The organism is Allokutzneria multivorans, assembly GCF_039537405.1.
Classification (GTDB): domain Bacteria; phylum Actinomycetota; class Actinomycetes; order Mycobacteriales; family Pseudonocardiaceae; genus Allokutzneria; species Allokutzneria multivorans.
Genome location: NZ_BAABAL010000027.1, coordinates 47,589 through 73,387 on the forward strand (window position 1 = coordinate 47,589; position 25,799 = coordinate 73,387).

Consider the following 25,799-nt stretch of genomic DNA (forward strand, 5'->3'; position numbering starts at 1 on the left):
CTGTGGACACTCAGGAACGGCCGCCGAGGGTGGTCGCGCTCGGCGGCGGCCACGGCCTCCAGGTGACGCTGGCCGCGCTGCGCCGGATCACCGAGGACGTGACCGCCGTGGTGACCGTCGCCGACGACGGCGGTTCCTCCGGGCGGCTGCGCCGGGAGCTGGGGCTGCTGCCGCCGGGGGACCTGCGCAAGGCGCTCGTGGCGCTCGCCGGGGACTCTCCGGTGTGGACGGAAGCGTTCCACCACCGCTTCGGCGGCTCCGGGGCGCTCGCCGGGCACGCGGTCGGCAACCTGCTGCTCGCCGGGCTGCTGGAGACCATGGGCGATCCGGTCGCCGTGCTCGACGAGGTCGCGCGGCTGCTCGGCGTGCGCGGACGCGTGCTGCCGATGTGCCGTGAGCCCATGGACATCGAGGCCGACGTGGTCGGTCTGGACGAGGACCGCGCCGCCGTGCGCCGCATCCGCGGCCAGGTCGCGGTGGCGAGCACACCGGGCCGGGTGCAGCGTGTGCGGCTGCGCTCCGCCGGTCCCCGGCCCGGGCCTCCGCGCGCGTGCCAGGAGGCGGTCGACGCCGTGCTGGACGCGGACGTGGTGCTGCTCGGGCCGGGCTCGTGGTTCACCAGCGTGCTGCCGCACCTGCTCGTGCCCGAGCTGCACGACGCGCTCGTGCGCACCACCGCGCGCCGCGTCGTGGTGCTCAACCTCGTCCCACAACCGGGGGAAACCGAGGGCTTCTCCCCTGAACAACACCTTCAGGTGCTCGCCGAACACGCGCCAGGCCTACGGGTGGACGCGGTGATCGCCGATACCGACTCGGTGCCCACGCCTGATCGTCTGCGCCGCGCGGCGTCCTCACTCGGCGGCACCGCCCGCCTCAGCCGGATAGCCCGCGCGGGAGCCCCCGACCGGCACGACCCGGACGCGCTCGCCGACAGCTTCCGGCACGTATTAGGCGCGAGCGACACCCAGAGACCAGAATTCCCCAGCAGCACGGAGATCCCCGTTCGGGAGGAGGAGACCCCATGGCGATGACCGCGGCGGTCAAGGACGAGCTGAGCCGCTTGTCGGTGACCAAGACCTGCTGTCGGCGGGCCGAGGTCTCCTCGCTGCTGCGCTTCGCGGGCGGCCTGCACATCGTGGCCGGGCGCGTGGTCGTGGAGGCCGAGCTGGACACCGGCGTGGCCGCGCGCAGGCTGCGCAAGGAGGTCCACGAGCTGTTCGGCCACAACTCCGACGTGCACGTGATCACCTCCGGCGGGCTGCGCAAGGGCACCCGCTACGTGGTGCGCGTGGTCCGCGACGGCGACGGGCTCGCGCGGCAGACCGGCCTGCTCGACCCGCGAGGGCGACCGGTGCGCGGCCTGCCCGCCCCCGTGGTCTCCGGCGGGGTCTGCGACGCCGAGGCCGCGTGGCGCGGGGCTTTCCTGGCGCACGGGTCGCTGACCGAGCCCGGCCGCTCCTCCGCGCTGGAGGTCACCTGCCCCGGCCCCGAGGCGGCGCTGGCGCTCGTCGGCGCGGCGCGGCGGATGGGCATCCAGGCCAAGTCCCGCGAGGTTCGCGGTGCCGACCGGGTCGTGGTCCGCGACGGCGACTCCATCGGCGCGCTGCTCACCCGCCTCGGCGCGCACTCCAGCGTGCTGGCGTGGGAGGAGCGGCGGATGCGGCGCGAGGTGCGCGCGACCGCGAACCGGCTGGCCAACTTCGACGACGCCAACCTCCGCCGCTCCGCGCGCGCGGCGGTCGCCGCGGCCGCCAGGGTGGAGCGCGCGCTGGACATCCTCGGCCCCGACGCCCCGGAGCACCTGGTCGCCGCGGGGCGCCTGCGCCTGGCCCACCGCCAAGCGTCCCTGGAGGAGCTGGGCCAGCTGGCCGAACCGCAGATGACCAAGGACGCGGTGGCCGGCCGGATAAGGCGTCTGCTGGCGATGGCCGACAAGAAGGCCCGCGACCTCTCCATCCCTGACACCGAGTCCGCCGTCACCGCCGACATGCTCGACGCCTGACCGCTGTGCCCCGCGAAACGGGTGAGCCGCGCCCGCGCAGGTGGCGCGCGGTGCGGCTGACTCGATCAAGTTGTGAGCAAGGGCGCTGTGACCAGCGCCTCTGCTCACCGCTAGGGTGACGGTGAACGACCTCAGGTACGACATACCAAGGAGAGGCACCGTGACGGTTCGCGTGGGCGTGAACGGCTTCGGCCGTATTGGGCGCAACTTCTGGCGTGCGGTCCAGGCCAGCGGCCAGGACATCGAGATCGTGGCCTTCAACGACCTCGGTGACGTCGCCACCATGGCCCACCTGCTCAAGTACGACAGCATCCTGGGCCGTCTCGACGGCGAGGTCGCGGTCACCGACGAGGGCATCTCGGTCGACGGCAAGACCATCCGCGCGCTGGCCGAGCGCGACCCGGGCAAGCTGCCCTGGAAGGACCTGGGCGTCGACGTCGTCGTCGAGTCCACCGGCTTCTTCACCAACGCCGACACCGCGCGCAAGCACGTCGACGAGGGTGGCGCCAAGAAGGTCATCATCTCCGCGCCCGCGAAGAACGAGGACCTCACGGTCGTCTTCGGCGCGAACGAGGACAAGTACGACGGTTCGCAGACGGTGATCTCCAACGCCTCCTGCACCACCAACTGCCTGGCTCCGATGGCGAAGGTCCTGCACGACACCTTCACCATCGAGAAGGGTCTGATGACCACGATCCACGCCTACACCCAGGACCAGAACCTCCAGGACGCGCCGCACGCGGACCTGCGCCGCTCCCGCGCCGCCGCGCTGAACATCGTGCCGACCAGCACCGGTGCGGCCAAGGCGATCGGCCTGGTGCTCCCGGAGCTCAAGGGCAAGCTGGACGGCTACGCGCTGCGCGTGCCCGTGCCCACCGGCTCGGCCACCGACCTCACCGTCACCGTCGGCCGTGAGACCTCGGTCGAGGAGGTCAACGCCGCGGTGAAGGCCGCGGCCGAGGGCGCGCTGAAGGGCATCCTGCGCTTCAACACCGACCCGATCGTCTCCACCGACATCGTCACCGACCCGGCGTCGTGCATCTTCGACGCGCCGCTGACCAAGGTCATCGGCAACCAGGTCAAGGTCGTCGGCTGGTACGACAACGAGTGGGGCTACTCCAACCGCCTCGTGGACCTCGTCTCCCTCGTCGCCTCCAAGCTCTGAGGAATCCATCTTGAAGACCCTGGCTGACCTGCTGGCCGAGGGTGTTGCGGGTCGGCGCGTGCTCGTGCGCGCCGACCTCAACGTTCCCCTCGACGGTTCGAAGATCACCGACGACGGCCGGGTGAGGGCTTCGCTGCCCACCCTGACCACGCTCACCGAAGCGGGAGCGCGAGTCGTCGTCATCGCGCACCTGGGGCGCCCCAAGGGTTCCCCGGACCCCAAGTTCTCGCTCGCCCCGGTCGCGGCGCGGCTCGGCGAGCTGCTCGGCTCCGAGGTCGCGCTCGTCACCGACTCCGCCCAGTCCACTGTGGACGGTCTGGCGGACGGTCAGGTCGCGCTGCTGGAGAACATCCGCTTCGACGCGCGCGAGACCAGCAAGGACGAGGCCGAGCGCGGCGCGCTCGCCGACGAGCTGGCCGCGCTGGTCGGTCCCGACGGCGCCTACGTCTCCGACGGTTTCGGTGTGGTGCACCGCAAGCAAGCCTCGGTCTACGAGGTCGCCAAGCGGCTGCCGCACTACGCGGGTGGTCTGGTGCTGGCCGAGGTCGAGGTGCTGCGCAAGCTCACCACCGACACCGAGCGGCCCTACGTCGTGGTGCTCGGCGGCGCGAAGGTCTCCGACAAGCTAGGCGTCATCGCGAACCTGCTGACCAAGGTCGACCGGCTGCTCGTCGGCGGTGGCATGGCCTACACCTTCCTCAAGGCCCAGGGCCACGAGGTCGGCAAGTCCCTGCTCCAGGAGGACCAGCTGGACCAGGTCCGCGGCTTCCTCGCCGAGGCGGAGAAGCGCGGTGTCGAGCTGGTGCTCCCGGTCGACGTGCTGACCACCACCGAGTTCTCCGCCGACGCCGAGGTCCAGATCGTCGCGGCCGACGCCATTCCGGCCGAGCGCCAGGGCCTGGACATCGGTCCGAAGAGCCGCGAGCTGTTCGCCGCCAAGCTGGCCGACGCGCGCACCGTCTTCTGGAACGGCCCGATGGGCGTCTTCGAGTTCGAGGCGTTCTCCGGCGGGACCCGCGCGGTGGCCGAGGCACTGGTGAAGTCCGAGGCCTTCAGCGTGGTCGGCGGTGGCGACAGCGCCGCGGCCGTGCGCCAGCTCGGGCTGCCCGAGGACGGCTTCTCGCACATCTCCACCGGCGGTGGTGCGTCGCTGGAGTACCTGGAGGGCAAGGACCTGCCCGGCGTCTCGGTTCTGGAGGACTGACCCGATGGCCCGCAAGCCGCTCATCGCAGGCAACTGGAAGATGAACCTCAACCACTTCGAGGCCATCGCCCTGACGCAGAAGATCGCGTTCTCGTTGCCCGCCAAGTACTTCGACAAGGTCGACGTGGTCGTCCTGCCGCCGTTCACCGACATCCGCAGCGTGCAGACGCTGACCGACGGCGACAAGCTGCTCTCGCGCTACGGCGCCCAGGACATCTCCCCGCACGACTCCGGCGCCTACACCGGCGACGTGTCCGGGCCGATGCTGGCGAAGCTCGGCTGCTCCTACGTGGTGGTCGGGCACTCCGAGCGCCGCGAGTACCACGCCGAGACCGACGAGGTGGTCAACCGCAAGGTGCGCGCCACCCTCAAGCACGGGATGGCGCCCATCCTGTGCGTCGGCGAGCTGCTGGAGGTCCGCGAGGCGGGCACCCACGTCCAGCACTGCACCGACCAGCTCATCGCGGGCCTCAAGGGGCTCAAGGCCGAGCAGGTCAAGGACGTGGTGATCGCCTACGAGCCGGTGTGGGCCATCGGAACGGGCAAGGTGGCCACGGCCGCCGACGCCCAGGAGGTCTGCGGCGCGCTGCGGGCCGCGCTGGCCGAGAAGTACGGCCCGGAGATCTCCTCGGCGGTCCGGGTCCTCTACGGTGGCTCGGTCAAGTCCGGCAACATCAGCGAGCTGATGAAGGGCGAGGACGTCGACGGCGCCCTCGTCGGCGGGGCGAGCCTGGACGGCGAGGAGTTCGCCAAGCTCTGCGCCCTCGCCGCCGGTGGGCCCCTGCCGTAGCGGTGATTGGGGCTTTCGCTTCAATGATTTGAGCCCGGGGGCGGTCATCAGCCCGCGAGCGACCCGGTACCCTGTGATGTCAACCGCTGTACGGCGAGGGTGAGATGCAGCTTTTTCTTCAGATCATGTTGATCGCTTCGAGCGTGGTGCTCATTCTGCTCGTGCTGCTGCACCGTGGGCGCGGAGGCGGTCTGTCCTCCCTGTTCGGCGGTGGCATGCAGTCGAGCCTGTCCGGCTCCAGCGTGGTGGAGAAGAACCTCGACCGGATCACGATCTTCGTGGGTTCGGTGTGGTTGATCTCCATCGTCGGGGTCGGTCTGCTGCTCAAGACGGGCGCATGACGGCGTCGATCTCCGCTGTCGGGGATCGAGGGGCTAACGGGGTCGGGAGTGTGAGGATCGATGGCTGGTGGTAACGCGATCCGCGGCACCAGGGTCGGGGCGGGTCCGATGGGCGAGTCCGAGCGCGGGGAGTCCGCTCCGCGGCGCCGCGTCTCGTACTTCTGCTCCAACGGGCACGAGGTGAAGCCGTCCTTCGCGTTGGAGGCGGAGGAGCCGGAGACGTGGGACTGCCCGCGCTGCGGTCTTCCCGCGGGACGGGACTCGCACGAGCCCCCCGCCCCGCCGAGGAACGAGCCGTACAAGACGCATCTGGCGTACGTGAAGGAGCGGCGTTCCGACTCCGACGGTGAGGCCATCCTGGAGGAGGCCCTCGCCAAGCTCCGCCAGCAACGCGGCGAGTAGCACCGCACGAACGACGGCCCGGAAGCCTTCCGCTTCCGGGCCGTTCGCGCGCCGTGGCGCTAGTGCTGGAGGGCCAGGCCGAGGCCCGCGAGGGTGTCGTTGACGCTCTTGCCCTCGGAAACGGCTTCCAGGTCGAAGTTCCCGACGGAGGTCGGTGGGTAGCCGATCAGCTCGATGGCGCGGCTGACCTGGAAGATGCTGCTCATCTGGTCGACGCTGTCCCACAGGTAGACCGCGCCCCACACCTGGCGCTCGGCGTTGGAGAACCACGCCTTGAGCCGCATGCCGTCCAGCGTGGAGTAGGCGTCGACGGCGTAGTCGCGCAGGTACTCGCGCAGGCTCTCCACCGTGGCCTCGGACTTCTTCAGGTCCCACATGACGATCGAGACGTGCACGGCGTTCTCCTGCTCTAGCGGGGGTGGGCGTAGGTGGTGGCCAGCAGCGGGTGGCGGGCCACCCCGTCGGCGTTGAGCAGGGTGCGCACGGAGGCGGGGATGAAACCGCCGAACAGCGTGCCGACCAGCCCCATCGCCTGGCAGCGGAGGTTGAGGTCGTAGGTGGCCATCGACGCGCGGACCGCGCTGACGCGGTAGCCGTGCGACCCGGCCCAGCTGTCGGCCTTGTCCAGGTTGGCGTAGAAGGCGGCGATCCCGGCCGCGGTGGAGAACTCGCGCTGGATGCCCAGGTTCTCCACCGGTCCGACCTCGTCGAGCCCGGCGACGTGGGAGCAGCCGTCGGCGGTCACGTGGTAGACGCCGGGCGCGAGGCCTTCGCTGCGGAGGGCGAACACGAACGCCTCCAGCGCGCCCGCTGCCTCGTCGAGGCCCCACTCGTCGCGGTCGCGCACGAGCACCTCGCGCAGCTTCGCGAGGATGACCTCGGTGCGCACCGGTTGGTCCCCGTAGACCAGTGACGAGCGCCTGCGCTGGAGCGTGTCGTGCAGGTCGTGGACGGGGAGCAGGTCCTCCGCGGCCGGGTCGGGGTCGACGGGGACGGCGCCGGGGAAGGGCAGCGTCGACCGGTCGGCCGCGCGGCCGTCGGAGCTGCTCGTCCGTGAGGTGAGCCCGTCGAGCAGGGGCGTCAGTGCTGCCATGTCGGTTCTCATGCCGTGCCTCCCAGAGTCGCGACGGCGACGACAGGTTCCTCCGTGGGCGCCACGTCGAGCACCCGGGCCAGCGCGTCGTCGTCCCAGTCCGAGCGCGGCGCGAAGTCCAGGCCCAGGTGCCGCGCGACCTCCCTGGCACTGGACAGGGCGCACCCGGCGTCGAGGAAGGTCAGCCGGAAGCCGAACGTGCCGTACTTGCGCATGATCTTCTTGAGGTCGCCGGTGACGACGATCTCGCAGGCGGAGTTGCCTTCGGGGACGGCGGTGGACAGCGCCACCAGCGTGTGGTCCTTGTCGGCGTAGGCGTAGACGCCCGGCGGCAGCAGGCTCGCGTCGCGCAGCACCACGTACGCCGTGGTGCAGCCGATGTTCCCGCCGGCCGCCGTCCACCGCTTCACGCGCTCCGGCGTGGTCTCGGAGTCCTTGAGGCCGAAGGCGATCTTCAGCACCAGGCTGAGCCGGTCGAGGGTGAGCGGCGCGCTGTCACCGGAGGCCTCGCCGCGCAGCAGATCGAGGTCGGGGGAGGGCAGCGCCGTGTGCGGGCGGCTCGGCCAGTCCTTGAACTGCGTCTGGAGCCGGATGTTCGAGGTGTAGTAGTGCGCCTGGTGGTCCTTCGGGTTGAGGAACTCGCGCACCGGAAGTGCCACCGCGGCCTCGTACACGGCTCCGGCGGGGGCCTGGGGGGCGACCGGCCCCTGGACCGCCGAGCACCGGGGGCAACCGGGGCGGGTGGTCGCCGGGAAGTAGGTCGTGGCCAGCGTCGCCAACTCGACCGCGCTCGCGTCGATCGGCAGGTGCGTGGTCGTTGCCCGCGCGATCAAGGCGGTGATGTGGTGCGAGGCCAGACCCACCACGAGGTCACGGGCGTGCTCCGGCGGTTCGCCGGACAGCTCGGCCTCGCCGTGGCAGCCGCACTCCAGGCACGGAGTGATGGCGGGATCGGTGTACGGGCCGAGCACGACGGTCTTCGCGTCGGCGCGCACGCGCAGCAGCGGACGTCTGTCGAGCCTGCACCGCTCCTCGGTGCTCGCGAGCGAGGCCGTTGAGGACACCGTCTCGAAGAACACCGTCAGCTCGTCGTCGGAGGTCGCCTCGGTGACCACGTGGCACGTGCCGTCCAGGGCCCGCCGCGCGGCCGCGACGAGGGTGGCGTCCCCTTCGAGCCGCACCGGGCGCCGGGCCAGCCGTGCCGCCGCGTCCGCCCACGACGCGTTGGAACCGGTGGAGTTTCCCAAGCGGGACAGGAAACACGCCAGCTCAGGGGTCACCTGCGGCTCGTCACCGAATGCGGCTTCTTCGACCGCGCCCGCCGTCCAGAGCAGCGCGAGGCACTTGTACACGGCGGTTTCGTCGAGCCCGAGGTGCTCAGCGAGCGCGGCGTGGTCGCGGGTCCCGTCGCACGCCTCGGCGAGCGGCACCAGTCCTTCGCGGGCGAACGCGCCGGAGAACGATTGCATCCGGTCCGCGCCGTCGAGCAGCACCCCGTTCCCGACCGGCCGCAGCCGCACGCCTCGGCGCAGCACGGGCAGGAGCGGAACCGTCAACTGCATGTCCGTGCGCGCGGCCTGGCCGATCATCTCGGCCTTCATCTCGGCACCCATCGCTCAATCCCCCTTCACAGCAGTTCCGGTACCGGGCTCGCGCCGGTCGCGCGCGCCGCCGCGAACCGCCCGCCGCACCTCGGGCACCGGTCGACCGCCACCGTCACGGACGCGGTCACACCGCCCGAGATGAGGTTGAAGGCGCGCACGGTGCCACCGATCCCGGTGACGCCCTCGGCGATCTCGGTCAGTGCCAGCTCCAGCAGCCCGGAGGCCACGGCCAGGTGCTGCGCGCCGAAACCCAGCGGAAGACCGGACACGCTGGCGTCCACGTCGAACTCGCGCGCCTTGGCCGCGTGCTGCGCGGTGCGCTTGCGGTAGCACGAGTGGCACGCGGTGTCGCCGGGGACCACTGCGGGGCCGCAGACGATCCTGGTCGGCAGCAACTGCACGCCAACGGAGGCGATGCCGCGCTCAGCGCAGATCCGGTCGACTTCCTCGCGAAGGTCCGCGTCGCTGCCAGCGTGCACCGGGACCACGACGTCCGCGACGAGCGCGGGGTCATCACGGAAGTCCTCAATGGACACCTGCTGTGCCGGGAGGACTTCGCGGTAGTCCGCGAGCTTCCGGCCGAATTCGTCGCGAACGATGTACAGGCACCGTGGACGCGAGTCGTGCGACATGCTGCTCAGCTCCTTGCTCACGCGAACGGCTGGTGCTCGGGGTTGATGTCGTCCTCGCTGTGGCTCGGGTGCCCCATCGCACGCGGCGCGTCGTAGAGGCGCGGAGTGCCGAGGAAGCGCTCGGAGTGCACGAAGGACACCGGCATCGCTTCGGGGATCAGCACCTTCGTCGCGCGCATGCCGACCTGGCGCGCCTCGTCGGTGGTGATGTCGACGACGAGCACTTCGGCGTCGCGCTCGGCGAGCCGCGAGACCATCGTGTCCAGTGCGTCCGCGCCCTCGGGCACGGCGGGCATCTCGTCGATCCGCCGCGTCGGGCGGTCGCCCTCCAGCAGGAAGTCGAAGATGTGCCGCCGCTCGGGCGCGGCGTTGTAGACCGCACCCCCGGTCACACTGACCTTGTCGCGGTCGGGCTCGCGCGTCTCGAAGGAGGCCACGTGCCCGCGCAGCGCCACCCGCAGCGAGGACAGCTCGCGGTAGATCTTGCCGAGCGCCCGCTCCGCGCTGATGTCGCAGGTGGCGGCAACGATCTGGGCGAGCGTGCCGTCAGCGTCGGCGAGCTGCACCGCGTAGATCACCGGGATGCCGAAGTCCGTTGTCGCGTCGTAGAGGCGCACCCGCAGGCCCGTCGAGGTGCCTGCGCGGTAGAACTCGCGGACGCCGGGGTCCAGCCGTTCCGGGTCCACGGCGATCTCGGGCAGGCGCAGGCGCTGCAACCAGACCAGGGCGATGGCGTCGCGCTCGACGACCTCCAGCACGCCGTTGAGCACTGCCGCCCGCACGTCGGAGTGCACGGCCGCGCCCGTGGTGATCCCGCGCAGGAAGCGCTCGGACCTCGACTGGTACGGCATGTGCAGGTAGGCCGCGATCGCGGGCACGAGCACCGGGACCCGCCTGGTGAGCGACCACGCGCGCGCCCAGCGGATCGGCACCGACGGGTCGTACTCGGCCATGTTGCAGTCCTCGCGCGCCAGCTCGGCGGGGGAGCAGCGCGGCCAGCGGGAGGGCGAGACGAACTCCTCTTCGAGGTCGTTCTCCGCCGCGGTGACCAGCTCGTCCTCGCTCCACGCGCACGTGGAGTACCGCTCGAGCCCCTCGGCGATGGAGACCAGCCGGGCGCGCTCGCTGGTGAGCGCGGAGCCCGCGCCGTCGACGTTGCCCATGTCCTCACCGTGCGCCCAGCCGTCGAGGTTGCCGAGGGCCTGCGAGGGGTCGCCGATGTGGGCGAGGTGGACCGCGAAGGACGGCTCGCCCTCGCGCACCGGCAGCGAGGCCGTGTGCGAGATGAGCCCGTACGGCGAGACGAGGTGCTCGAGTGCGCGCAGCTCGTCCGAGACGTGCTCCTGATGGGTGCCCAGGTACAAGGTGGTCTCCTTACTCCGCACCGGTCGCGGAGACCGCCGCGACGCGCCTGGCCAACTCGTCGAGGTCCGCCGAGAGCGTCTGCATCGATCCGCCCGCGACCTCTTCGTTGGCGCGCGCCGCGACGTAGCAGTACACGTACCGCTCCGGAAGGCTGAAGCCCAGCGTGTAGAGGCAGCTGTAGAGAAGACTTGTCAGCAGCCGGAATGACAAGAAATCGAAATCGCGGTGGAGCAGGTGTTCCAGCTCTGGTATCCGCGGCGTGTGGAAACGGGTGGGTTCCACGGGGCCACCCCGTTCGCGGACGAGGTCCTCCAGCGTCCGCCCGGCGTCGATGACCGTTTTGTCCCGGAACTCTTCGGCCAGTTGTCCTGAAATGGACATAACAAATTCTGTCCATTGCCGGATCAGCGGATCTTCCGTCGGGCCGGTATCGGGGTCCCCGCAATCGGTGACAAATTTGTGCACATCGGGCCCGACCTGTCCATAAAAACGCGCACAGGCCGCCTCGAGTGCTGCCGGGTCCTTCGTGCGGGGGTAGATCGCCTCGAAATGGGACCTGTAGCTGAGCAGGCGCAGCGACAGCAAGTCCCGGAACTCGTAGCCCGCGAGGCTCCGCTGGGGTGAGTCGAGCAGCGTCGCCCTGGTGTGCGCCACCATCAGCTTGATGGCGTCGAGTGCCGACTGAAGAGGGCTTTTCGCCTGTTCGACTCGGTTCAGAAAGGTGGCAAGAATGGGGGACGCACGCTGATAGAGCCGTTGTGACAGCTCGGGGAAGCCTGGTCCGTCGAAGCCGGAGTTCCACAGCGGCGAGGGCAGCGAGTGGAGCGGAACCTCCTCCACCGTGGCCTCGCGTCCGTGCTCGCGAGCGGCGCTGAGCAGGAGATTTCGCAGGTCGGAGGGGTCAGTGACCTCCGAGACGCTGATCTGCAGCGCCTCGGCGCCCGTGCGGTGGTCGCGCGTGCGCACGAAGTAGTACGCGCCGTGCCTTTCTGTCCGCTCCGGCGAGAAAATTGTGCCGATCAGAGCAGCGGTTTCATTGAGACGTGAAGAAGCTTCCCATGGCACGACTGCGAACAAGTGCATGGCTGAGCTCCCTCAGATCGACCGCGTAAGTGTTCCTTCGCATGAGCGTTCCCGCCCCAGCGTATGTATCGACCTTATCTCGTCGCTATCGCCTCTGCGTCAACGTCAAAACATCTTTATGCATTGTGATCCTCGTCACTCGCATCCTCGTTGCGCGGTGCGCGGTTTGCTGATTAGCGTCGATAGCGATTCACCCGATTAAAGGAGAGCAAATGAACAAGCAGGAACTGGACCTCAACGTCCTCGAGATCTCCGACCTGATGGCCGGCATCAGCGAGGGTGACGACGCGCTGTCGCAGGTGATGGCTTCGTCCTGCACCACCACCAGCGTTTCGACGTCTTCGTCGTCCTCTTCCTGATAACAGGATCTGGGGAACATGCTGAAGCCACCGTCGAGGTGCACCTCGGCGGTGGCTTTTTTGTGCGCATTTTTGTGGAGAGCTGCGCATTTTTGTGGAGAACACCGAGGGGCTTGATTATTTCTAGGTACCGGGCCCGTGCGAGCAAGCTGGGGAACCTCCGATGAACGTGAGCGTCAGTCCGTACGTCGTCTACCGGCGGGGGCGCCTCCCGCTGAGCGAGCTCGCCGGGATGGCCTTCAGCGCCACCTGGGCGCGCGTCGATGAGCTGGGCGAGCTGCGCCAGGAGATCGCCGCGGTCGCCGCGAGCCTGTCCGACCGCCTCGGCGCGCTCGTGCCCGTCGTCGACGACGGCGCGCGGGCCGATCTGATCAAGCTCCGGCGCGACGTGCACAACCTGAGGCACGACCACGTCGGCACCCGGGTGGAGCCGTTGCGCGCGCACCTGGACACAGAACTGCTCGCCGAGATCGAGCGCTGGACCGGGCTCGGCGAGCGCGCCGACGGCTGCGAGCACGCGGCCGAACGGGCTCTGGAGGACGAGAAAGCCGCCGCCACCAAGGGGTTCCGCGCGCTCTTCGAGCACGACGCGATGGGCAGGAGCCTTCAGCTCTCCGGAGAGCAGTTGCACCGCGCGCTGCGCGACTTCGTCTCCGGCTCCGGCAAGCCGCCCAAGCCGAGCAAGGCGCGGGTGCTGGAGTCCTCCCTGGTCAACTTCGCCTACCGGGCGAGCATGAAGCCCTCGCCGTTCGGCCGTTTCACCGAGCTCGGCGCCTTCCCGCCGCACGACCCTGGCGCCGCCGTCCCCGCTGCCGCGCGGGAGCCGGACGAGTCCGTCACGAAGCTGAACCGCTTGCTGGTCAACTGGGTGCTCGCGGTGGTGCCGCGCCTTCCTGGCGGGTTGGAGACCGGGTGGCTGCTGCTGAACTCCACGCTGCGCCACGACTCCGAGGTGGTGGAGTTCGTCGGAGTGGCACCGGGATCGCAGGGCAACGGCGACATCCCGCGCGAGGCGGTGCTCAAGATGCGCCGCGAGAAGATCTTCGACGCGCTGCTCACCGCGATGCCGGAGCGTCGTGCTCCGGCGACCGAGGTGCTGGCCGCACTCACCGCCGTCACCGGTGACGAGTCGGTGAGCCGCAACGTGGTGCACGGACTGAGCCGCGCGGGCGTGCTGTTCTTCCGCCCGCTCGCCGACGACCACGACCCCGACTACCTGAGCCGCGTCGCCGAGATGCTCGCCGAGGGCGGCACGGCGGAAACCGAGGCCGTGCGCGGCCACTTCGCCGAGCTGGCGAAGCTGGAGACGGACTTCGCCGCCGCCCCGGCCGCCGAGCGCCAGGCGCTGCTGGACTCCGCGTACCGGTCGATCACCGCCATCGCCGAGCTGGTCAAGGGCTCACCGCCGCCGGAGGAGGTCCTCAAGTCCCCGGTCTTCGAGGACACCCCCACCAGCTCCGCGCCGCAGACCTGGGACGTGGAGACCGTCGAGCGCAGCCGTCCCGCGCTGAGCGCGCTGTGGCGACTCGCGTCGCTGATGGACAACAACCAGGTGCGGCGGCTCGGCCTGCACGCGTTCGCGGCCGGGGTGCTCGGCGAGCGACGCTCCATGCCGTTTCTGGAGTTCTTCGGCGCGTTCTCGTCGTTGAGCGATCAGGACCAGGTCGACGTGCTGATGGGGCGCGGCCTGGACGCGGCCGACAAGTTCCGCGCCCAGCGCGCCGAAGCCCTGCGCATCATCCGCGAACGTCTCGTGCCCGGTGACGGGGTCGTGCACCTGGACCCCTCCGACATCCAGCGGGCCTGCGACGGGGTGGAAGACCTCGTCGACACCGAGTCCGTGACCTTCCGCGCCCAGTTCGCCAGGGGCGCGCTGCCCGGCCACGACCGCACGCTTGTGGTGAACGGCCTGCTCACCGGGTACGGCGTCTACTACTCGCGGTTCGGCTCGTTCATCAAAGGCACCGACAGCTGGTCGCTGGAGTCCGCGCAGCGGGAGCACCTGGACAGCCGGTTCCCCGGTCAGGTCGACCTCAACTCCGTGCTGGGGTTCAACTTCAACCTGCACCCGGCGGTGACGAAGCGGGTGGTGGACTACCCCGGCGGGGTATCGCTCGGGGAGGACCGCACGCGCTACCGGCTGGACCGGCTCGAGGTCTGCGTGGAACCCGGCACGAACGCGTTGCGGCTGTGGGACCCGGAGGCGAATGAGGCGCTCGACCTGGTCCCGATGAACTTCCTGACCCCCATCGGCGTACCGCTGCTCTACCGCCTGCTCGAAGCGCTGTCGCCGTCCAACCGCGTCCTGTGGAAGCCGTTGGAGGACATCCTGGACCAGGGCGAGCCGACCGCGACCGCGCCGAGGCTCGTCGTCGGTGACGTCGTCGCCGACCGCAGGACCTGGACCGTGGCCGCCGCTGACATCCCCATGCTCCAGGACCTCAGCCGCGACTCGTTCGAGGCGCTGACGGCCTTCGACGCGTGGCGTCGTTCGCAGGGCCTTCCCCGGCACGCCTTCGTGCTGTGCCAGACGGCCGAGGAGCGCGACATCATGGCCGGGCGCAGCAGGAAGGTGACGCGCAAGTGGGCCGACTTCGGTCACCTTCGCCGCGCCAGTGTGCACAAGCCGATGTACGTCGACTTCCGAAACCCTTACCTGGTGCGGAGTTTCGCGAAGTCCGCGCTCTCACGCGAGGACGTGCTCGTGTCGGTCCGCGAGTGCCTGCCCTCGGTGGAGGACTACGGGTCCGACACCGGCTGGACCGCAGCAGAGGAGTTCTTCGTTGAGCTACACACTGACAAATAGCCGGTGGCGGCCGGTGCACCTGCACCTGTCGCCCTCGCTGCACGACCACTTCCTGCGCGCCGTCGTCGCTCCGCTGCTGCGCGCCGAGGGGCTGTACGAGCACTTCTTCTTCCTGCGCTACTGGCAGGGCGGGCCGCACATCCGGCTCCGGATGCGCACCGGCCCCGACGCCGCCCCGGCCGTCGATCGCGTCCTCGCGGGACTGGCCGAGGCAATGCCGGAGTTCGCGGAGCAGGCTCGCGAGGAGTACGAGCTGGGGCTGGCGCACCAGGCGGAACTCGCGCGCCTGGAAGGCGAGGTCACCGGGGACGCGCGGGCGGTCGGCACCCTCGATCCGGCCGCCTACGAGCCGGAGTACGGCAAATACGGCGGCGTGGACGGAGTGGCGAGCGCCGAGATCCTGTTCCGGGAGACCTCCGCCGCTGTCCTGGACTTGCTGGTCGCGCAGAACACGCCGGTCGGCACCAGGCGCGCGCCCATCGGCGAAGCCGCCAGGATCATGGCGATGTTCCTGCACGGGGCAGGGCTCGACCCCGAAGCCGCGAAGGTGTTCCTCCAGCAGTACGAGGACTACTGGAGCAAGTGGGCGCCCGAGGAGATGCGGCGCGCGTGGCCGAAGCTGTACCAGGGGGTCTCGGCGCAGCTCACCCAGCTGTGCGCCTCGGTCTGGCTGAGGGGCGCGACTGCGGACGTCTTCCACGACATCAGCGCGGGAGCCGCCGCGCGCGCCCGGTCGCTGTGCGGTGCCGCGCCCGACGCCGACGTGCGGCAGCTCAGCCTCGACGGCACGCCGTACCTGAGCTGCCTCTCGAACTACATTCACACCACGAACAACCGTCTCGGACTGGTCCCGGCCAGCGAGGGCCTCGTGGCGTACATCGTGCGCAGGGGGCTCGAAGAGGCGATCGGTCAGTGAAGGCGGAACAGACGATGACCGACCAGCAGACGGGCTCCTTCCCGTACCCGAGGACGTGCCCGCTCAGCCCGCCGGAGGCCTACGCCACCCTGCGCGCCGAGCAGCCGATCAGCAGGGTGACGCTGGGCTCCGGGCGGCAGGCGTGGCTGCTCACCCGGCACGAGCACATCCGGCAGCTGCTGGCCAGCCCCGACGTCAGCTCGAACATGGCCCACCCCGGCTACCCGCTGTCCTTCGACGTGCCGCAGGAGGTGATGGAGCAGCAGCGGCCGGTGATGCTCGCGATGGACCCGCCCGACCACACCGCCCAGCGCAAGCTGGTGATCTCCGAGTTCACCGCGCGGCGGATGCTCCAGCTGCGCCCGCGCGTCCAGGAGATCGTGGACGAGCACCTCTCCGCGATGCTCGCCGCCGGCGGGCCCGTCGACCTGATGACGACGCTCGCGCTTCCCGTGCCGTCGATGGTGATCTGCGAGCTGCTCGGGGTGCCCTACGCCGATCGCGAGTTCTTCGGCGAGTGCACCGCGAAGCTGCTGTCGGTCTCCACCGGCTACGAGGAGCTTGGTCGCACGCACCAGCAACTGCACCAGTACTTCACCGAGCTGATCGCGGCCAAGACCGCCGAGCCCGGTGACGACCTGCTCAGCAGGCTGGTGGAGAAGAACCGCGACGCCGAGGTGCTCGACGACGAGGGCCTGGTCCGCATGGCCACCGTGCTGCTCGTCGGCGGGCACGAGACCACGGCGAACATGATCGCCCTCGGCGTGGTGGGACTGCTGGAGAACCCCGACCAGCTCGGCAAGCTCCGCGCGAACCCCGATCTGGTCCCCTCCGCCGTCGAGGAACTGTTGCGCCACTTCAGCATCGGCGACCAGGTGACCTCGCGGGTCGTGCTCGCGGACATGGAGATCGGCGGGGTGCTGATCCGCGCGGGCGAGGGCGTCATCGGGCTCAGCGCCTCCGGCAACCACGACGAGGCGGTCTTCACCGACCCCGGTGAACTCGACATCAGCCGGGGCGGTCGCCAGCACCTGGCCTTCGGCTACGGCATCCACCAGTGCATCGGGCAGAACCTGGCCAGGATCGAGCTGGAGATCGTGTTCACCGAGCTGTTCTCCAGGATTCCCGGGCTCCGGCTGGCCGCTCCCGTCGCGGAGTTGCCGTTCAAGGACAACGCGGGCGTCTACGGGTTGCACGCGCTCCCGGTGACTTGGTGAGGGTCAGAGGGCGTTGAGCACGTCGGGGCGGTTGGTGATGATGCCGTCGGCCTTGCGGGCGATGAGGGCGCGCATGAGGTCGGCGGTGTCGACGGTCCACACGTTGACCTTCATCCGGTGCTTGTGCACGGCGGCCACGTAGTCGGCGGTGGCGGAGGCGTGCGGCGGGTTGACCTGGTCGGAGTAGCGGGCGATCTCGGCCAGCTCCTCGACCTTCGGGGTGCCGAGCACGCCGAGCACCGCCTTGGGTGAGAGCGCCCGGTAGGCCTTGATCCACGGCCAGTTGAAGCTCTGCACCTGCGCGTGGACCGGCCACGCCCCGAGCTGCCTGGTGATCTCGCGCTCGATGCCGGGGTAGAGCTCGGGCGCCTTCGCCTCCAGGAGCAGGCCGGCCTTGGACGGGGCCAGCACGCGCAGGAGCTCCGGCAGCGTGGGCACGCGCTCGCCCGCGAACTTCGGGTTCTTCCAGGAGCCCGCGTCGAGCCGCTTGATCTCCGCGAGGGTGAAGTCCGCGATCTTCCACGGCGCCCGCGCCGGGAACACCTGCTCGACGTCGGTGGTGCGCGCGAGGGTGGTGTCGTGCATCAGCACCAGGTGGCCGTCCTTGGTGCGCTGCACGTCGGTCTCCACCAGGTCGGCCCCCATCCGCACGCCGAGGCGCATCGCCGCGAGGGTGTTCTCCGGTGCGTCGTGGGAGGCGCCCCGGTGCGCGATGTTCGTGGTCTTCGGGGCGGCCTCGGCGACAACGGGCGCGCCGAGCAGCGCGGCGACCACCGCGACGAGGACGGTTCGGCGGAGCATGGGTTCTCCAGTCGGTAGCGGGAACGACCCGGCGATGATTCCCGGTGAGACCGACTTCGTCAGCGCGGCGTTTCCGCGACGTCGGCAAACGGCGGCGGGGGCGCGGTGTGCGTCCGGTGCCACCGAACGCACAGCTCGGTGAAGAAGGTGGTGTTGGCGCGCGACATCAGCTCGGCGTGGCGCCAGGGCTGCACGCACGTGGAGCAGCGTGTGCCAGTAGTCCAGAGGGAAGTAGTCGTGATGCGGAGCCCTGGTGCCGAAGAACTTCGGGTGCGGCACCCCGCCCTGGAGTGACTCGTGGTCGCCGAGCGGGTTGCCCGTTCAGTGCTCGAACGCACCACGTCCGCGTAGCCGGGTCCGGCGTCGAGGCAGCTCGCGTCGGTGACGAGCACGACCTCCGCGCCGGGACCCAGCCACGCTGCGGTACTGCTGCAGATCGCCGGTCGTCACAGGGGTTAGAGGCGGTTAGCGATGATCAACGGGAGGGTTCGGCGGTCTTGAAGACACCCCGACCCACAGCGACACCCCGACCGGAACGCACAGCTCGTGTTGCTCAGCGGGGCGCTTTGGAGATGGATTTCCACGCGGACCACGGGTCGCCGTCCTCACGGATCCGGAAAGCGTAAATCTGGTTTCCTTCCCCCTTGGGGTAGCCCCACGCGCAATCACCCCAAGCGACGTCGGTGAGGGTGTAGAGCGTGCCGTTGTGCGTGCGGAACTCTCCGTAAACGGTATCCCCGTCCGGTTCCTCGTCGCACAGCTTGATGACCGCTTCGTAACCGTTCTGCGGAGAGTAGAGATTGCTGGCGTACGCACGGTCCAAGCCGTCAGCCACCGTTTCTGTTACGGAGGAGGCCATCGCCGGGAGCGCGCTCAAGAACATCGTGGACAGGGTGAGGAGTGCGACGGTGCCGACCTTGCCTCGTGTGCTGCGCATGATGGCCTTTCATGATCGAAGAAGTTGATGGTGCCCGCGTGAAGCTAGGAAGCCATCACTCGCCGGTCCAGCGGTTTCACCCTGTGCGCAAGACGCGAGGTGATCGGGTGCTCACGGCTGCGACAAACGGACGCTCGCCGCCCGCTTGGTCCAGGTGCATCCTCGGGGAGCATCCGTCTTCCGCCTCGCACGCGTCGAAGCGTGAATCTGATTTCCGCTTCCCCTTGATCACCTCGATGTGCACCTTGAGGCCCAGAACGCAAAACAAAGCCCCGGCTCGCTCGGAAGCGGACCGGGGCTTTCTCGACAACCTCAGACCAGGCGCGGCAGGAAAACGCCGGGCACCTTGGCGGCGGCGGAGCGGTCGAGCATCCACAGCGTGCGGAGCTGGCCGCGCGCTCCGGCTGCGGGCAGCTGGACCTCACCGGTCTCGCCGAGCGCCATGGACACCGCGGCGGCCTTGGCCTCGCCGGTGGTGAGCAGCCAGACCTCGGTGGCGTGCCGGATCGCGGGCAGCGTCAGGGAAATCCGCGTGGGCGGGGGCTTGGGGCAGTTGCGCACCGCGACAACGGTCCGCTCGGTCTCGTAGACGGCGGGCGAGGACGGGAACACCGACGCCACATGGCCTTCGCCGCCCATGCCGAGCATGCACACGTCGAAGGTCGGCACCGGCCCGTGGTCCTCCGGCCGCGCCGCGCGCGCGAGCACCTCCGCGTAGTCCGCCGCAGCGGCTTCGGGGTCGTTGCCGAAGCGCCCGTCGCTGGGCTCCATCACGTGCACGCGCGCCGGGTCGACCGGGAGGTGGTCGAGCAGCGCGGCGCGGGCCTGCGTCTCGTTGCGCTCGGGGTCACCGGCGGGCAGGAATCGCTCGTCGCCCCAGTACATGTCGACCCGCGACCAGTCCACGGCGTCCCGCGCGGGCAGCTCGCGCAGCTGTTCGAGCACGGCGATCCCGGTACCGCCGCCGGTCAGCACCACCGAGGCCGAGCCCCGCGCGGTCTGCGCGTCGACGAGCCTGGTCACCAGCCGCGCCGCGGCGGCCGCCGCGAGCAGATCGGGGGAGCTGTGCACCACTACCTGCGGTCGGGTCACTCTTGGTCCTCTCGTGCTCATCACCTGGTCGGCCCAATCCTAGGCGTGGCGCTCAGCAGCCCTGACCCATCGCCCGCGCCAGCTCCTCCGGGCGCAACGGCGGCTCGGGCAGCGGGTGCGCCGCGTCGGCGCGCATCCCGTCGAGCAGCAGTGCGAGGTGCCGCCGCCACATCTCGGGCCGCACAGCGCCGACGGCCTCCACGGTCCTGGTGGTTCCCCAGGTCACGAAAGCCATGTCCTCCAAGGTGAAGTCGGCTCGGAGCTGGCCGCTCTCCCTGGCGCGCGCGACGATCCGCGACATCAGCTCGTACCCGCGCTGGTAGCCCTCGCTGGGCGAAGCCTGCGGGACGCGCCGCGACACCAGGTCGTTGTAGCCGCGATCGGCCGCCTGGAGTTCGCACACGCGCTCCAGGAAGTGCACGAGCCCCGCCCACGGGTCATCGAGCGACAGCGCGTGCTCCGCGAGCCGTGACACCGTCTCCGCCCGGTCCTCGAACACCGCGTCCACCAGGTCCTGGCGAGCGGGGAAGCGGTTGTAGAGCGTCCCGATGCTCACCCCGGCCGCGCGCGCGATCTCCTCCAGCGCCACGTCGATCCCGTGCTGGGCGAAGAGCTCCCGCGCGGCGCGGACGAGCTGCTCGCGGTTGCGCTGGGCGTCCTTGCGCAGCGGCCTCGGCGTGGTCACGCCGTCCATCCTAACGAAGTTGAAGGTGTCCTCAACTTGCGTGTACCTTCGGCCGTAGTTGAGGGATTCCTCAACTTATTTCGACCGAAGGGACACCCCATGACCAGGACGCTCGCGATCTTCGGCGCCGGACCCGTGCTCGGCATGGCCACGGCCCGCCGCTTCGGCCGCGAGGGCTTCCGCGTCGCGCTCGTCGCCAGGACCGCGCGGACGCTCGACGGCCTCGTCGCCGAACTGGCCGAGGAGGGCATCGAGGCGGCCGGGTTCACCGCCGACGTCTACGACCGCGCGCAGATCGCCTCCGCCGTCGCGGCGATCACCGAGCAGTTCGGGCAGCTCGACGTGGTGGCCTTCAACCCCGGCGGCGGCTCCATGGGCGAGGGCATCGCGCCCGCGCTCGACGTCACGCCGGAGAACCTCCAGCTGATCCTCGACCGCTTCCTGCTCTCCGGTGTCGCGCTCGTGCGAGCCGTGCTGCCCGCGATGGAGGCGCGCGGTGACGGCGCGATCCTGTTCACCGCAGGGCAGTCCGGCGTCCACCCGACGCCGTTCCTCGGCAACGCGGGCATGGCCCAGGCGGCGCTGCGCAACTACTTCCACAACCTCAACGGCGCGCTCGCGGAGAAGGGCGTGTACGTCGGAGCCGTCAACGTCGGCGCGCTCATCGAGGGCAGCGTCCCGCACCGCGCGCTCACCGCGACACCGCTGGACTTCGAGCCCGAGGTCATCAGCCCCGAGGTCTTCGCCGAGCACTTCTGGGACCTCTACGCCACGCGCGACCGCGCCGAGGTGCTCGTGGGCAGCTTCGGCAAGTGAGGGTGGCCGACCGCCAAACCACACCGCCGCGGGCTCATCGTGTGCCACCGGGGGGTGGGGTGTCTTCAAGACCAGCAAACCCCGCTGTTGATCATCGTTGACCGCCTCAAACCCGGAGACGAAACGAGGCCCCTCGACGGATCGAGGGGCCTCGCGTGATCAGAGCGCGGTCAGTGCGTGGTCAGGGCGCGGTCACAAACCCGTGCACTGGCCGGAGCGGGGACCGGTGCCGCCAACGGGGAGACCGTTGTTCGACGGAGCGGTCGTGTTGCCGGAACAGGTGACCGGGCCGACGACGGTGCTCGCGGCGACGGCGGCCGAGCCGGTGTTGTTCACCAGGGACAGCGGGCCGGTGACGCGAGCGGTTTCCACGCCGACGACGCCGGTGCTGCCGGAGATGTCCACCGGGCCGGTGACGTGGGTGCCCAGAAGGACCACGTCGACGGCTCCGGTCGCACGGACGGGGCCGATGATCCGACCGCCGGAGGCGTGCACGGACGCGCCCGCGGCGATGGTCACCGGACCGGTGATGGTGGCGTCCTTGAGGCACACCACGCCGCTCAGCGTCTGCGGGCCGGAGCGCTCACCGGTGATGGTGGTGGTGCACTCGGCGCGCGGCTTGCTGAGGAACTCGACCTCGGACAGCGTGACCTTGCCGCCGAACTCGACGCGGTACCACGTGTAGTGGCCGGGCTTGGCGAGCTTGAAGGCCTTGGTCTGCTGGCGCGAGGAGAAGCTCTGGCCGTCCCGCTCGTCCACGGTGGTCCACGTCTTGCCGTCGTAGGAACCCTTGACCTTCCAGCTCTTCGGGTCGGCGCCGTCCTTGCCGGAGGTCAACGTGTAGAACTCCACGCGCTCGGCGGTCGACGCCTGCAACTGCACGGAGTCGACAACGGCCTGGGTCTGCGAGGTGTTGTCGGCCAGCGGAGCGGAGCTCGCGGTTCCGGGGGTGTCGCGCAGTGGACGCGGCACCTCAGAGCCCTTGGTGATGGACTCGGGGACGGAGTTCTCCCCGGTGCCCCAAGCCGACGGGGTGGCGCCCATGTCGAACTCCAGCGTGCCGCCGCGCGCGAGCACGTCGTGCGGCAGGAACGTCTTGTCCCACTTCTGGCCGTTCACCTTGAGGCCCTGGACGTAGATGTTCTTCGCGCTGTTCTTCGGCGCGGACACGACGAGCTTCTTGCCGCCGCCGAGGTTCACGGTCGCCTTGGTGAACAGCGGTGAACCGACGGCGTAGTCGGGCTTGCCCATCTGCAACGGGTAGAAGCCGAGCGCGCTGAAGATGTACCAAGCGGACAGCTCGCCGTTGTCCTCATCGCCCGCGTAGCCCTGGCCGATCTCGCTGCCGACGTAGAGCCGCGACAGGATCTCGCGCACCTTCTCCTGCGTCTTCGACGGCTGACCCGCGTAGTTGTACATGTACGGGATGTGGTGCGAGGGCTGGTTGCTGTGCCCGTACTGGCCCATGCGGACGTCGCGGGCCTCCAGCATCTCGTGGATCACGCCGCCGTAGGAACCGGGGAAACCGGCGGTCTCCGGAGTGCTGAAGAACTGGTCGAGCTTCTTGCCGAGCCCGGCGCGCCCGCCGTAGAGGTTGGCCAGGCCCTGCCCGTCGTGCGGCACGGTGAACGCCATGTTCCACGCGTTGGTCTCGGTGTAGTCGTGGCCCCACTCGCGCGGCTCGTACTTGTCAGGGGTGACGCGCCACTTGCCGTCCTCGGTGCGGCCCTGGAAGAAGCCGACGGACTTGTCGAACATGTTCACGTAGTTCTGCGCGCGGTTGAGGAAGTACTCGTGGTTCTCCGCGTACTCCTTGCGGCGCGGGTCGTTCGGGGCGGCCTTGTCGTGCAGCGCCTTGGCCATCGTGGCGATGCCGAAGTCGTTGACGTAGCCCTCGATCGCCCACGACATGCCCTCGCCGGTGGTGGTCGGGGTGTAGCCGAGGAAGATCGACTTGTCGAGGCCCTTGCGCCCGACGTTGGCGTTGGGCGGGGTCACGGTGGCGTTCTTCACGGCGGCGTCGTAGGCGGCCTGGACGTCGAAGTTGGTGACGCCCTTGAGGAACGCGTCGGAGAAGGACACGTCGGAGCTGGTCCCGGTCATCAGGTTCGCGTAGCCGGGGGAGGACCAGCGCGACACCCAGCCGCCCTCCTTGTACTGCTGCACGAAGCCTTCGACCATCTCACCGGCCTTCTCCGGCGTCAGCAGCGTGTACGCGGGCCACGTGGTTCGGTAGGTGTCCCAGAACCCGTTGTTGACGTAGACCTTGCCGTCGACGATCTTCGCGCCGGTCTGCGTCGCGGTGTCTTGACCAGCAGCGGGGGCGACGGGGCTGGCGTGCTTGTACACCGGAGCCGTTGCGGTGCCGACGTTCTCGTGCCCGGAGTTCGGGTACAGGAACAGGCGGTAGAGGTTGGAGTACAGGGTGACGAGCTGGTCCTCGCTCGCGCCCTCGACCTCGATCACCTTCAGCTTCTCGTTCCACGCCTGCTGCGCGCGGTCGCGGACCGACTCGAAGGAACCGGTGGCCTCCAGCTCCAGGTTCTTCTTGGCCTGCTCCACACCGATCAGCGAGGTGGCGATGCGCATCGTGACGGTCTTCGCCGAGCTGGTGTCGAACTTCAGGTAGCCGGTGACGTTGTCGCGTCCAGCGCCGGTGAGCTTGCCGCCGCCGGAGACGGGGCGGTCGAAGGTGGCGTAGACGAACAGCCGCGTGGCACCGGTGGACAGGCCGCTCTTCACGTCGGAGTAGCCGCTCACCACGCCCTTGGCGATGTCCAGCGTGAGCCCGCCGTTGTTGTTGGCGTTGTCGAACAACAGGTTCGAGTCGTTGCCGGTGAAAGTGAAGCGGAACAGCGCCGCGTGGTCGGTCGGCGCGATCTCTGTGCGCATGCCGTTCTCGAACGTCACGCCGTAGTAGTGCGGCTTGGCGATCTCGTTCTCGTGCTTGAACGGCAGCGCGCGGGCGACGCGGTCGATGTTCGGCGCGCCGGACTGCGGGAAGACCTGGAACGTCTGCCGGTCACCCATCCACGGGCTCGGCTCGTGGCTGGTGGTGAACGCCTGCAAGGTCGGCAGGTTCTGAGCGTTGTTGGCCTTGTGGTAGTCGTAGAGCCAGCTGATCGAGCCCGCGTTGGTCATCGGCGTCCAGAAGTTGAAGCCGTGCGGGACCGCGGTCGCGGGGAAGTTGTTGCCACGTGAGAAACCACCGGTGGACTGGGTGCCCCGCGTGGTGAGCGCGTAGTCGGCGGGCGTGGCGTAGGCCTTCTTCACCTCGGCCCCGATGCGGAAGTCGTCGAACCAGCCCGCGAAGTTCCCCGGGCCCGACGGGTTGTCGTAGGCGACGAGCACGCGCTTGATCGTCTTGCCCGCCGCGACGGTGCCGATCTTCGAGCGCAGCTTGTTCCACTGGTTGGTGTACAAGGACTTCGACGCGCCCTGGCCCTTCGGCGAGAGCTCGAAGCCGTACTGGTCCTTCGCGCCCAGCTCGCTCAGGTAGCTGCCGTCGGAGAACGCCAGGTCCACCGAGGCGTGCGTGCTCGGGTACTTGAGGTCGTCCGGGATGAACTGCGGGAACACCAGGTAGGACAGCTCGGTGTCCGGCTTCACCGCGACATCGACGTCGAAGACCTTGTTGTAGGAGTAGCCGCGGTCCTTCGCGACGTGCTCACCGAGGAACTGCAACGCCTTCGTGCCGGTGTAGCCCGCGTTGGACTTCGCCGCGTAGCCGCCGTTGGGGCCCTTGCCGACGCGGCTGCGCATGTTCGGCGCGGGCTCGGAGCTGGCCTTCACCGCGAACTGGATCTCGGAGAACTGCGTTGCCGCGCCGCCGTTGTTGGCGGTGATCTCGAAGCGCAGGTGCTTGTGCGCGACGGTGTTGGTCAGCTCGAACTTCTTGGTCTCGAAGCGCTTGGCGAAGCTCTGTCCACTTCGGACGTCCACATCGGACCAAGCCTTGCCGTCCTGCGACCCTTGCAGCTTCCAGTTCTTCGGGTCGCGCTCCGGTGCGTCGTTGGCCGAGGAGACGGCGTAGCTGGTGATCGCGATCGGCTCGGAGAGGGTGAACTCCAGCCAGCCGGTGTTGGCGAAGGCCAGCCACTTGGAGCTGGTGTTGCCGTCGATGAGGTTCTCCTTGAGCTCACCGCCGCCCGTGTTCTCCGCGCTGGCGCGCACGTCGGTGACCTTGTCGGTCACGTTGCCGGGGATGCTGATCCCGTCGTTGCCGTTGACCCCGCCCGACTTCGGCTTGCCCGCCGCGTCGGTCTCGACCGTGTCGGTCCAGCTCGGCTGCGGCTCACCCGCCTCGAAGGAGGACTGGAAGTCCGCGGCGGCCGCGGGTGCGGCCTGCCCAGTGCCGACCACCGACAGCGCGAGCGCCGTGGTCAGCGCGCCCGCCAGGGCTCTCCGTGATCGTCTCGCCCACCTGTGCGTCATCGAGCCAAAGCCTCCGCGTTGAGGTGTCCCGTCTGCCGGGGTCAGCACAACGACG

Annotated in this window: 24 protein-coding genes; 12 read left to right on the plus strand and 12 right to left on the minus strand. The window is 69.6% G+C overall.

All coding sequences use genetic code 11. The features are described 5' to 3' along the window. The first annotated feature begins 2 nt into the window (after positions 1-2). The 7 genes from ABD798_RS35895 to ABD798_RS35925 all read left to right on the plus strand — a co-directional run bounded on the left by ABD798_RS35895 (position 3) and on the right by ABD798_RS35925 (position 5,904). On the plus strand, positions 3-1,031 hold the full coding sequence (locus ABD798_RS35895; protein WP_344885686.1) for a gluconeogenesis factor YvcK family protein: 1,029 nt from the start codon (positions 3-5) through the stop codon (positions 1,029-1,031). Beyond that, positions 1,022-2,002: a DNA-binding protein WhiA gene (gene whiA / locus ABD798_RS35900; RefSeq protein WP_344885689.1), complete on the plus strand. Its 981-nt coding sequence runs from the start codon at positions 1,022-1,024 to the stop codon at positions 2,000-2,002. Before ABD798_RS35895 ends, whiA begins: the two co-directional genes overlap by 10 nt. A 160-nt stretch (positions 2,003-2,162) precedes the next feature. Further along, entirely contained in the window at positions 2,163-3,167 is a 1,005-nt protein-coding gene (gene gap, locus ABD798_RS35905) for a type I glyceraldehyde-3-phosphate dehydrogenase (protein WP_344885692.1), read from the plus strand. A 10-nt stretch (positions 3,168-3,177) separates the two neighbouring features. Further along, on the plus strand, positions 3,178-4,371 hold the full coding sequence (locus tag ABD798_RS35910) for a phosphoglycerate kinase (RefSeq protein ID WP_344885695.1): 1,194 nt from the start codon (positions 3,178-3,180) through the stop codon (positions 4,369-4,371). A 4-nt stretch (positions 4,372-4,375) separates the two neighbouring features. Continuing rightward, the gene (gene tpiA, locus ABD798_RS35915; protein WP_344885698.1) at positions 4,376-5,161 is read left to right on the plus strand and encodes a triose-phosphate isomerase; all 786 of its coding nucleotides are present in this window, start codon (positions 4,376-4,378) and stop codon (positions 5,159-5,161) included. Positions 5,162-5,265: 104 nt separating this feature from the next. After that, positions 5,266-5,502 (plus strand): preprotein translocase subunit SecG, encoded by a 237-nt coding sequence (gene secG, locus ABD798_RS35920; protein WP_344885701.1) that lies wholly within the window; start codon positions 5,266-5,268, stop codon positions 5,500-5,502. A gap of 60 nt (positions 5,503-5,562) precedes the next feature. After that, positions 5,563-5,904, plus strand: coding sequence for an RNA polymerase-binding protein RbpA (locus ABD798_RS35925; protein ID WP_086820370.1), 342 nt, complete (start codon positions 5,563-5,565; stop codon positions 5,902-5,904). Between the two features lie 59 nt (positions 5,905-5,963). Here the strand turns inward: ABD798_RS35925 and ABD798_RS35930 are convergent, their stop codons facing one another. Genes ABD798_RS35930 through ABD798_RS35955 form a run of 6 tightly spaced genes read right to left on the minus strand, consistent with a single transcriptional unit; the run spans position 5,964 to position 11,681 of the window. Further along, a complete protein-coding gene (locus ABD798_RS35930; RefSeq protein WP_344885706.1) occupies positions 5,964-6,299 on the minus strand; it encodes a hypothetical protein in 336 nt (111 codons plus the stop codon). Between the two features lie 14 nt (positions 6,300-6,313). Further along, on the minus strand, positions 6,314-7,009 hold the full coding sequence (locus ABD798_RS35935) for a nitroreductase family protein (protein ID WP_344885709.1): 696 nt from the start codon (positions 7,007-7,009) through the stop codon (positions 6,314-6,316). After that, positions 7,006-8,610: a nitroreductase family protein gene (locus ABD798_RS35940; RefSeq protein WP_344885712.1), complete on the minus strand. Its 1,605-nt coding sequence runs from the start codon at positions 8,608-8,610 to the stop codon at positions 7,006-7,008. Before ABD798_RS35940 ends, ABD798_RS35935 begins: the two co-directional genes overlap by 4 nt. A 14-nt stretch (positions 8,611-8,624) precedes the next feature. Next, positions 8,625-9,254, minus strand: a complete 630-nt coding sequence (locus tag ABD798_RS35945) for a hypothetical protein (protein ID WP_344885715.1) — start codon at positions 9,252-9,254, stop codon at positions 8,625-8,627. Beyond that, entirely contained in the window at positions 9,251-10,597 is a 1,347-nt protein-coding gene (locus ABD798_RS35950; protein WP_344885718.1) for a YcaO-like family protein, read from the minus strand. Before ABD798_RS35950 ends, ABD798_RS35945 begins: the two co-directional genes overlap by 4 nt. Before the next feature lie 10 nt (positions 10,598-10,607). Next, a complete protein-coding gene (locus ABD798_RS35955) occupies positions 10,608-11,681 on the minus strand; it encodes a hypothetical protein (RefSeq protein ID WP_344885721.1) in 1,074 nt (357 codons plus the stop codon). 212 nt (positions 11,682-11,893) lie between these two features. Here ABD798_RS35955 and ABD798_RS35960 point away from each other — a divergent pair, with 212 nt between their 5' ends. From ABD798_RS35960 to ABD798_RS35975, 4 genes are all read left to right on the plus strand, one after another. Beyond that, positions 11,894-12,040, plus strand: coding sequence for a thiocillin/thiostrepton family thiazolyl peptide (locus tag ABD798_RS35960; RefSeq protein ID WP_344885725.1), 147 nt, complete (start codon positions 11,894-11,896; stop codon positions 12,038-12,040). A gap of 169 nt (positions 12,041-12,209) precedes the next feature. Then, entirely contained in the window at positions 12,210-14,846 is a 2,637-nt protein-coding gene (locus ABD798_RS35965; protein WP_344885728.1) for a lantibiotic dehydratase, read from the plus strand. 13 nt (positions 14,847-14,859) lie between these two features. Further along, entirely contained in the window at positions 14,860-15,762 is a 903-nt protein-coding gene (locus ABD798_RS35970) for a lantibiotic dehydratase C-terminal domain-containing protein (RefSeq protein ID WP_344885731.1), read from the plus strand. A gap of 14 nt (positions 15,763-15,776) precedes the next feature. Then, entirely contained in the window at positions 15,777-16,979 is a 1,203-nt protein-coding gene (locus tag ABD798_RS35975) for a cytochrome P450 (RefSeq protein WP_344885734.1), read from the plus strand. A 3-nt stretch (positions 16,980-16,982) separates the two neighbouring features. Here the strand turns inward: ABD798_RS35975 and ABD798_RS35980 are convergent, their stop codons facing one another. The 5 genes from ABD798_RS35980 to ABD798_RS36000 all read right to left on the minus strand — a co-directional run bounded on the left by ABD798_RS35980 (position 16,983) and on the right by ABD798_RS36000 (position 20,494). After that, entirely contained in the window at positions 16,983-17,780 is a 798-nt protein-coding gene (locus ABD798_RS35980) for a glycerophosphodiester phosphodiesterase (RefSeq protein ID WP_344885737.1), read from the minus strand. 59 nt (positions 17,781-17,839) lie between these two features. Then, positions 17,840-17,974: a hypothetical protein gene (locus tag ABD798_RS35985; RefSeq protein ID WP_344885740.1), complete on the minus strand. Its 135-nt coding sequence runs from the start codon at positions 17,972-17,974 to the stop codon at positions 17,840-17,842. Positions 17,975-18,333: 359 nt separating this feature from the next. Beyond that, positions 18,334-18,717, minus strand: a complete 384-nt coding sequence (locus ABD798_RS35990; protein WP_344885743.1) for a hypothetical protein — start codon at positions 18,715-18,717, stop codon at positions 18,334-18,336. Positions 18,718-19,029: 312 nt separating this feature from the next. Further along, positions 19,030-19,809, minus strand: a complete 780-nt coding sequence (gene pgl, locus ABD798_RS35995) for a 6-phosphogluconolactonase (protein ID WP_344885746.1) — start codon at positions 19,807-19,809, stop codon at positions 19,030-19,032. Positions 19,810-19,861: 52 nt separating this feature from the next. Beyond that, positions 19,862-20,494 (minus strand): TetR/AcrR family transcriptional regulator, encoded by a 633-nt coding sequence (locus tag ABD798_RS36000; RefSeq protein WP_344885749.1) that lies wholly within the window; start codon positions 20,492-20,494, stop codon positions 19,862-19,864. A 99-nt stretch (positions 20,495-20,593) separates the two neighbouring features. Here ABD798_RS36000 and ABD798_RS36005 point away from each other — a divergent pair, with 99 nt between their 5' ends. After that, positions 20,594-21,310, plus strand: coding sequence for an SDR family NAD(P)-dependent oxidoreductase (locus tag ABD798_RS36005; protein WP_344885752.1), 717 nt, complete (start codon positions 20,594-20,596; stop codon positions 21,308-21,310). Positions 21,311-21,502: 192 nt separating this feature from the next. On the opposite strand, the gene ABD798_RS36010 is transcribed toward ABD798_RS36005, so the two are convergent. Then, positions 21,503-25,744: a GH92 family glycosyl hydrolase gene (locus tag ABD798_RS36010; RefSeq protein ID WP_344885755.1), complete on the minus strand. Its 4,242-nt coding sequence runs from the start codon at positions 25,742-25,744 to the stop codon at positions 21,503-21,505. Positions 25,745-25,799 lie beyond the last annotated feature (55 nt).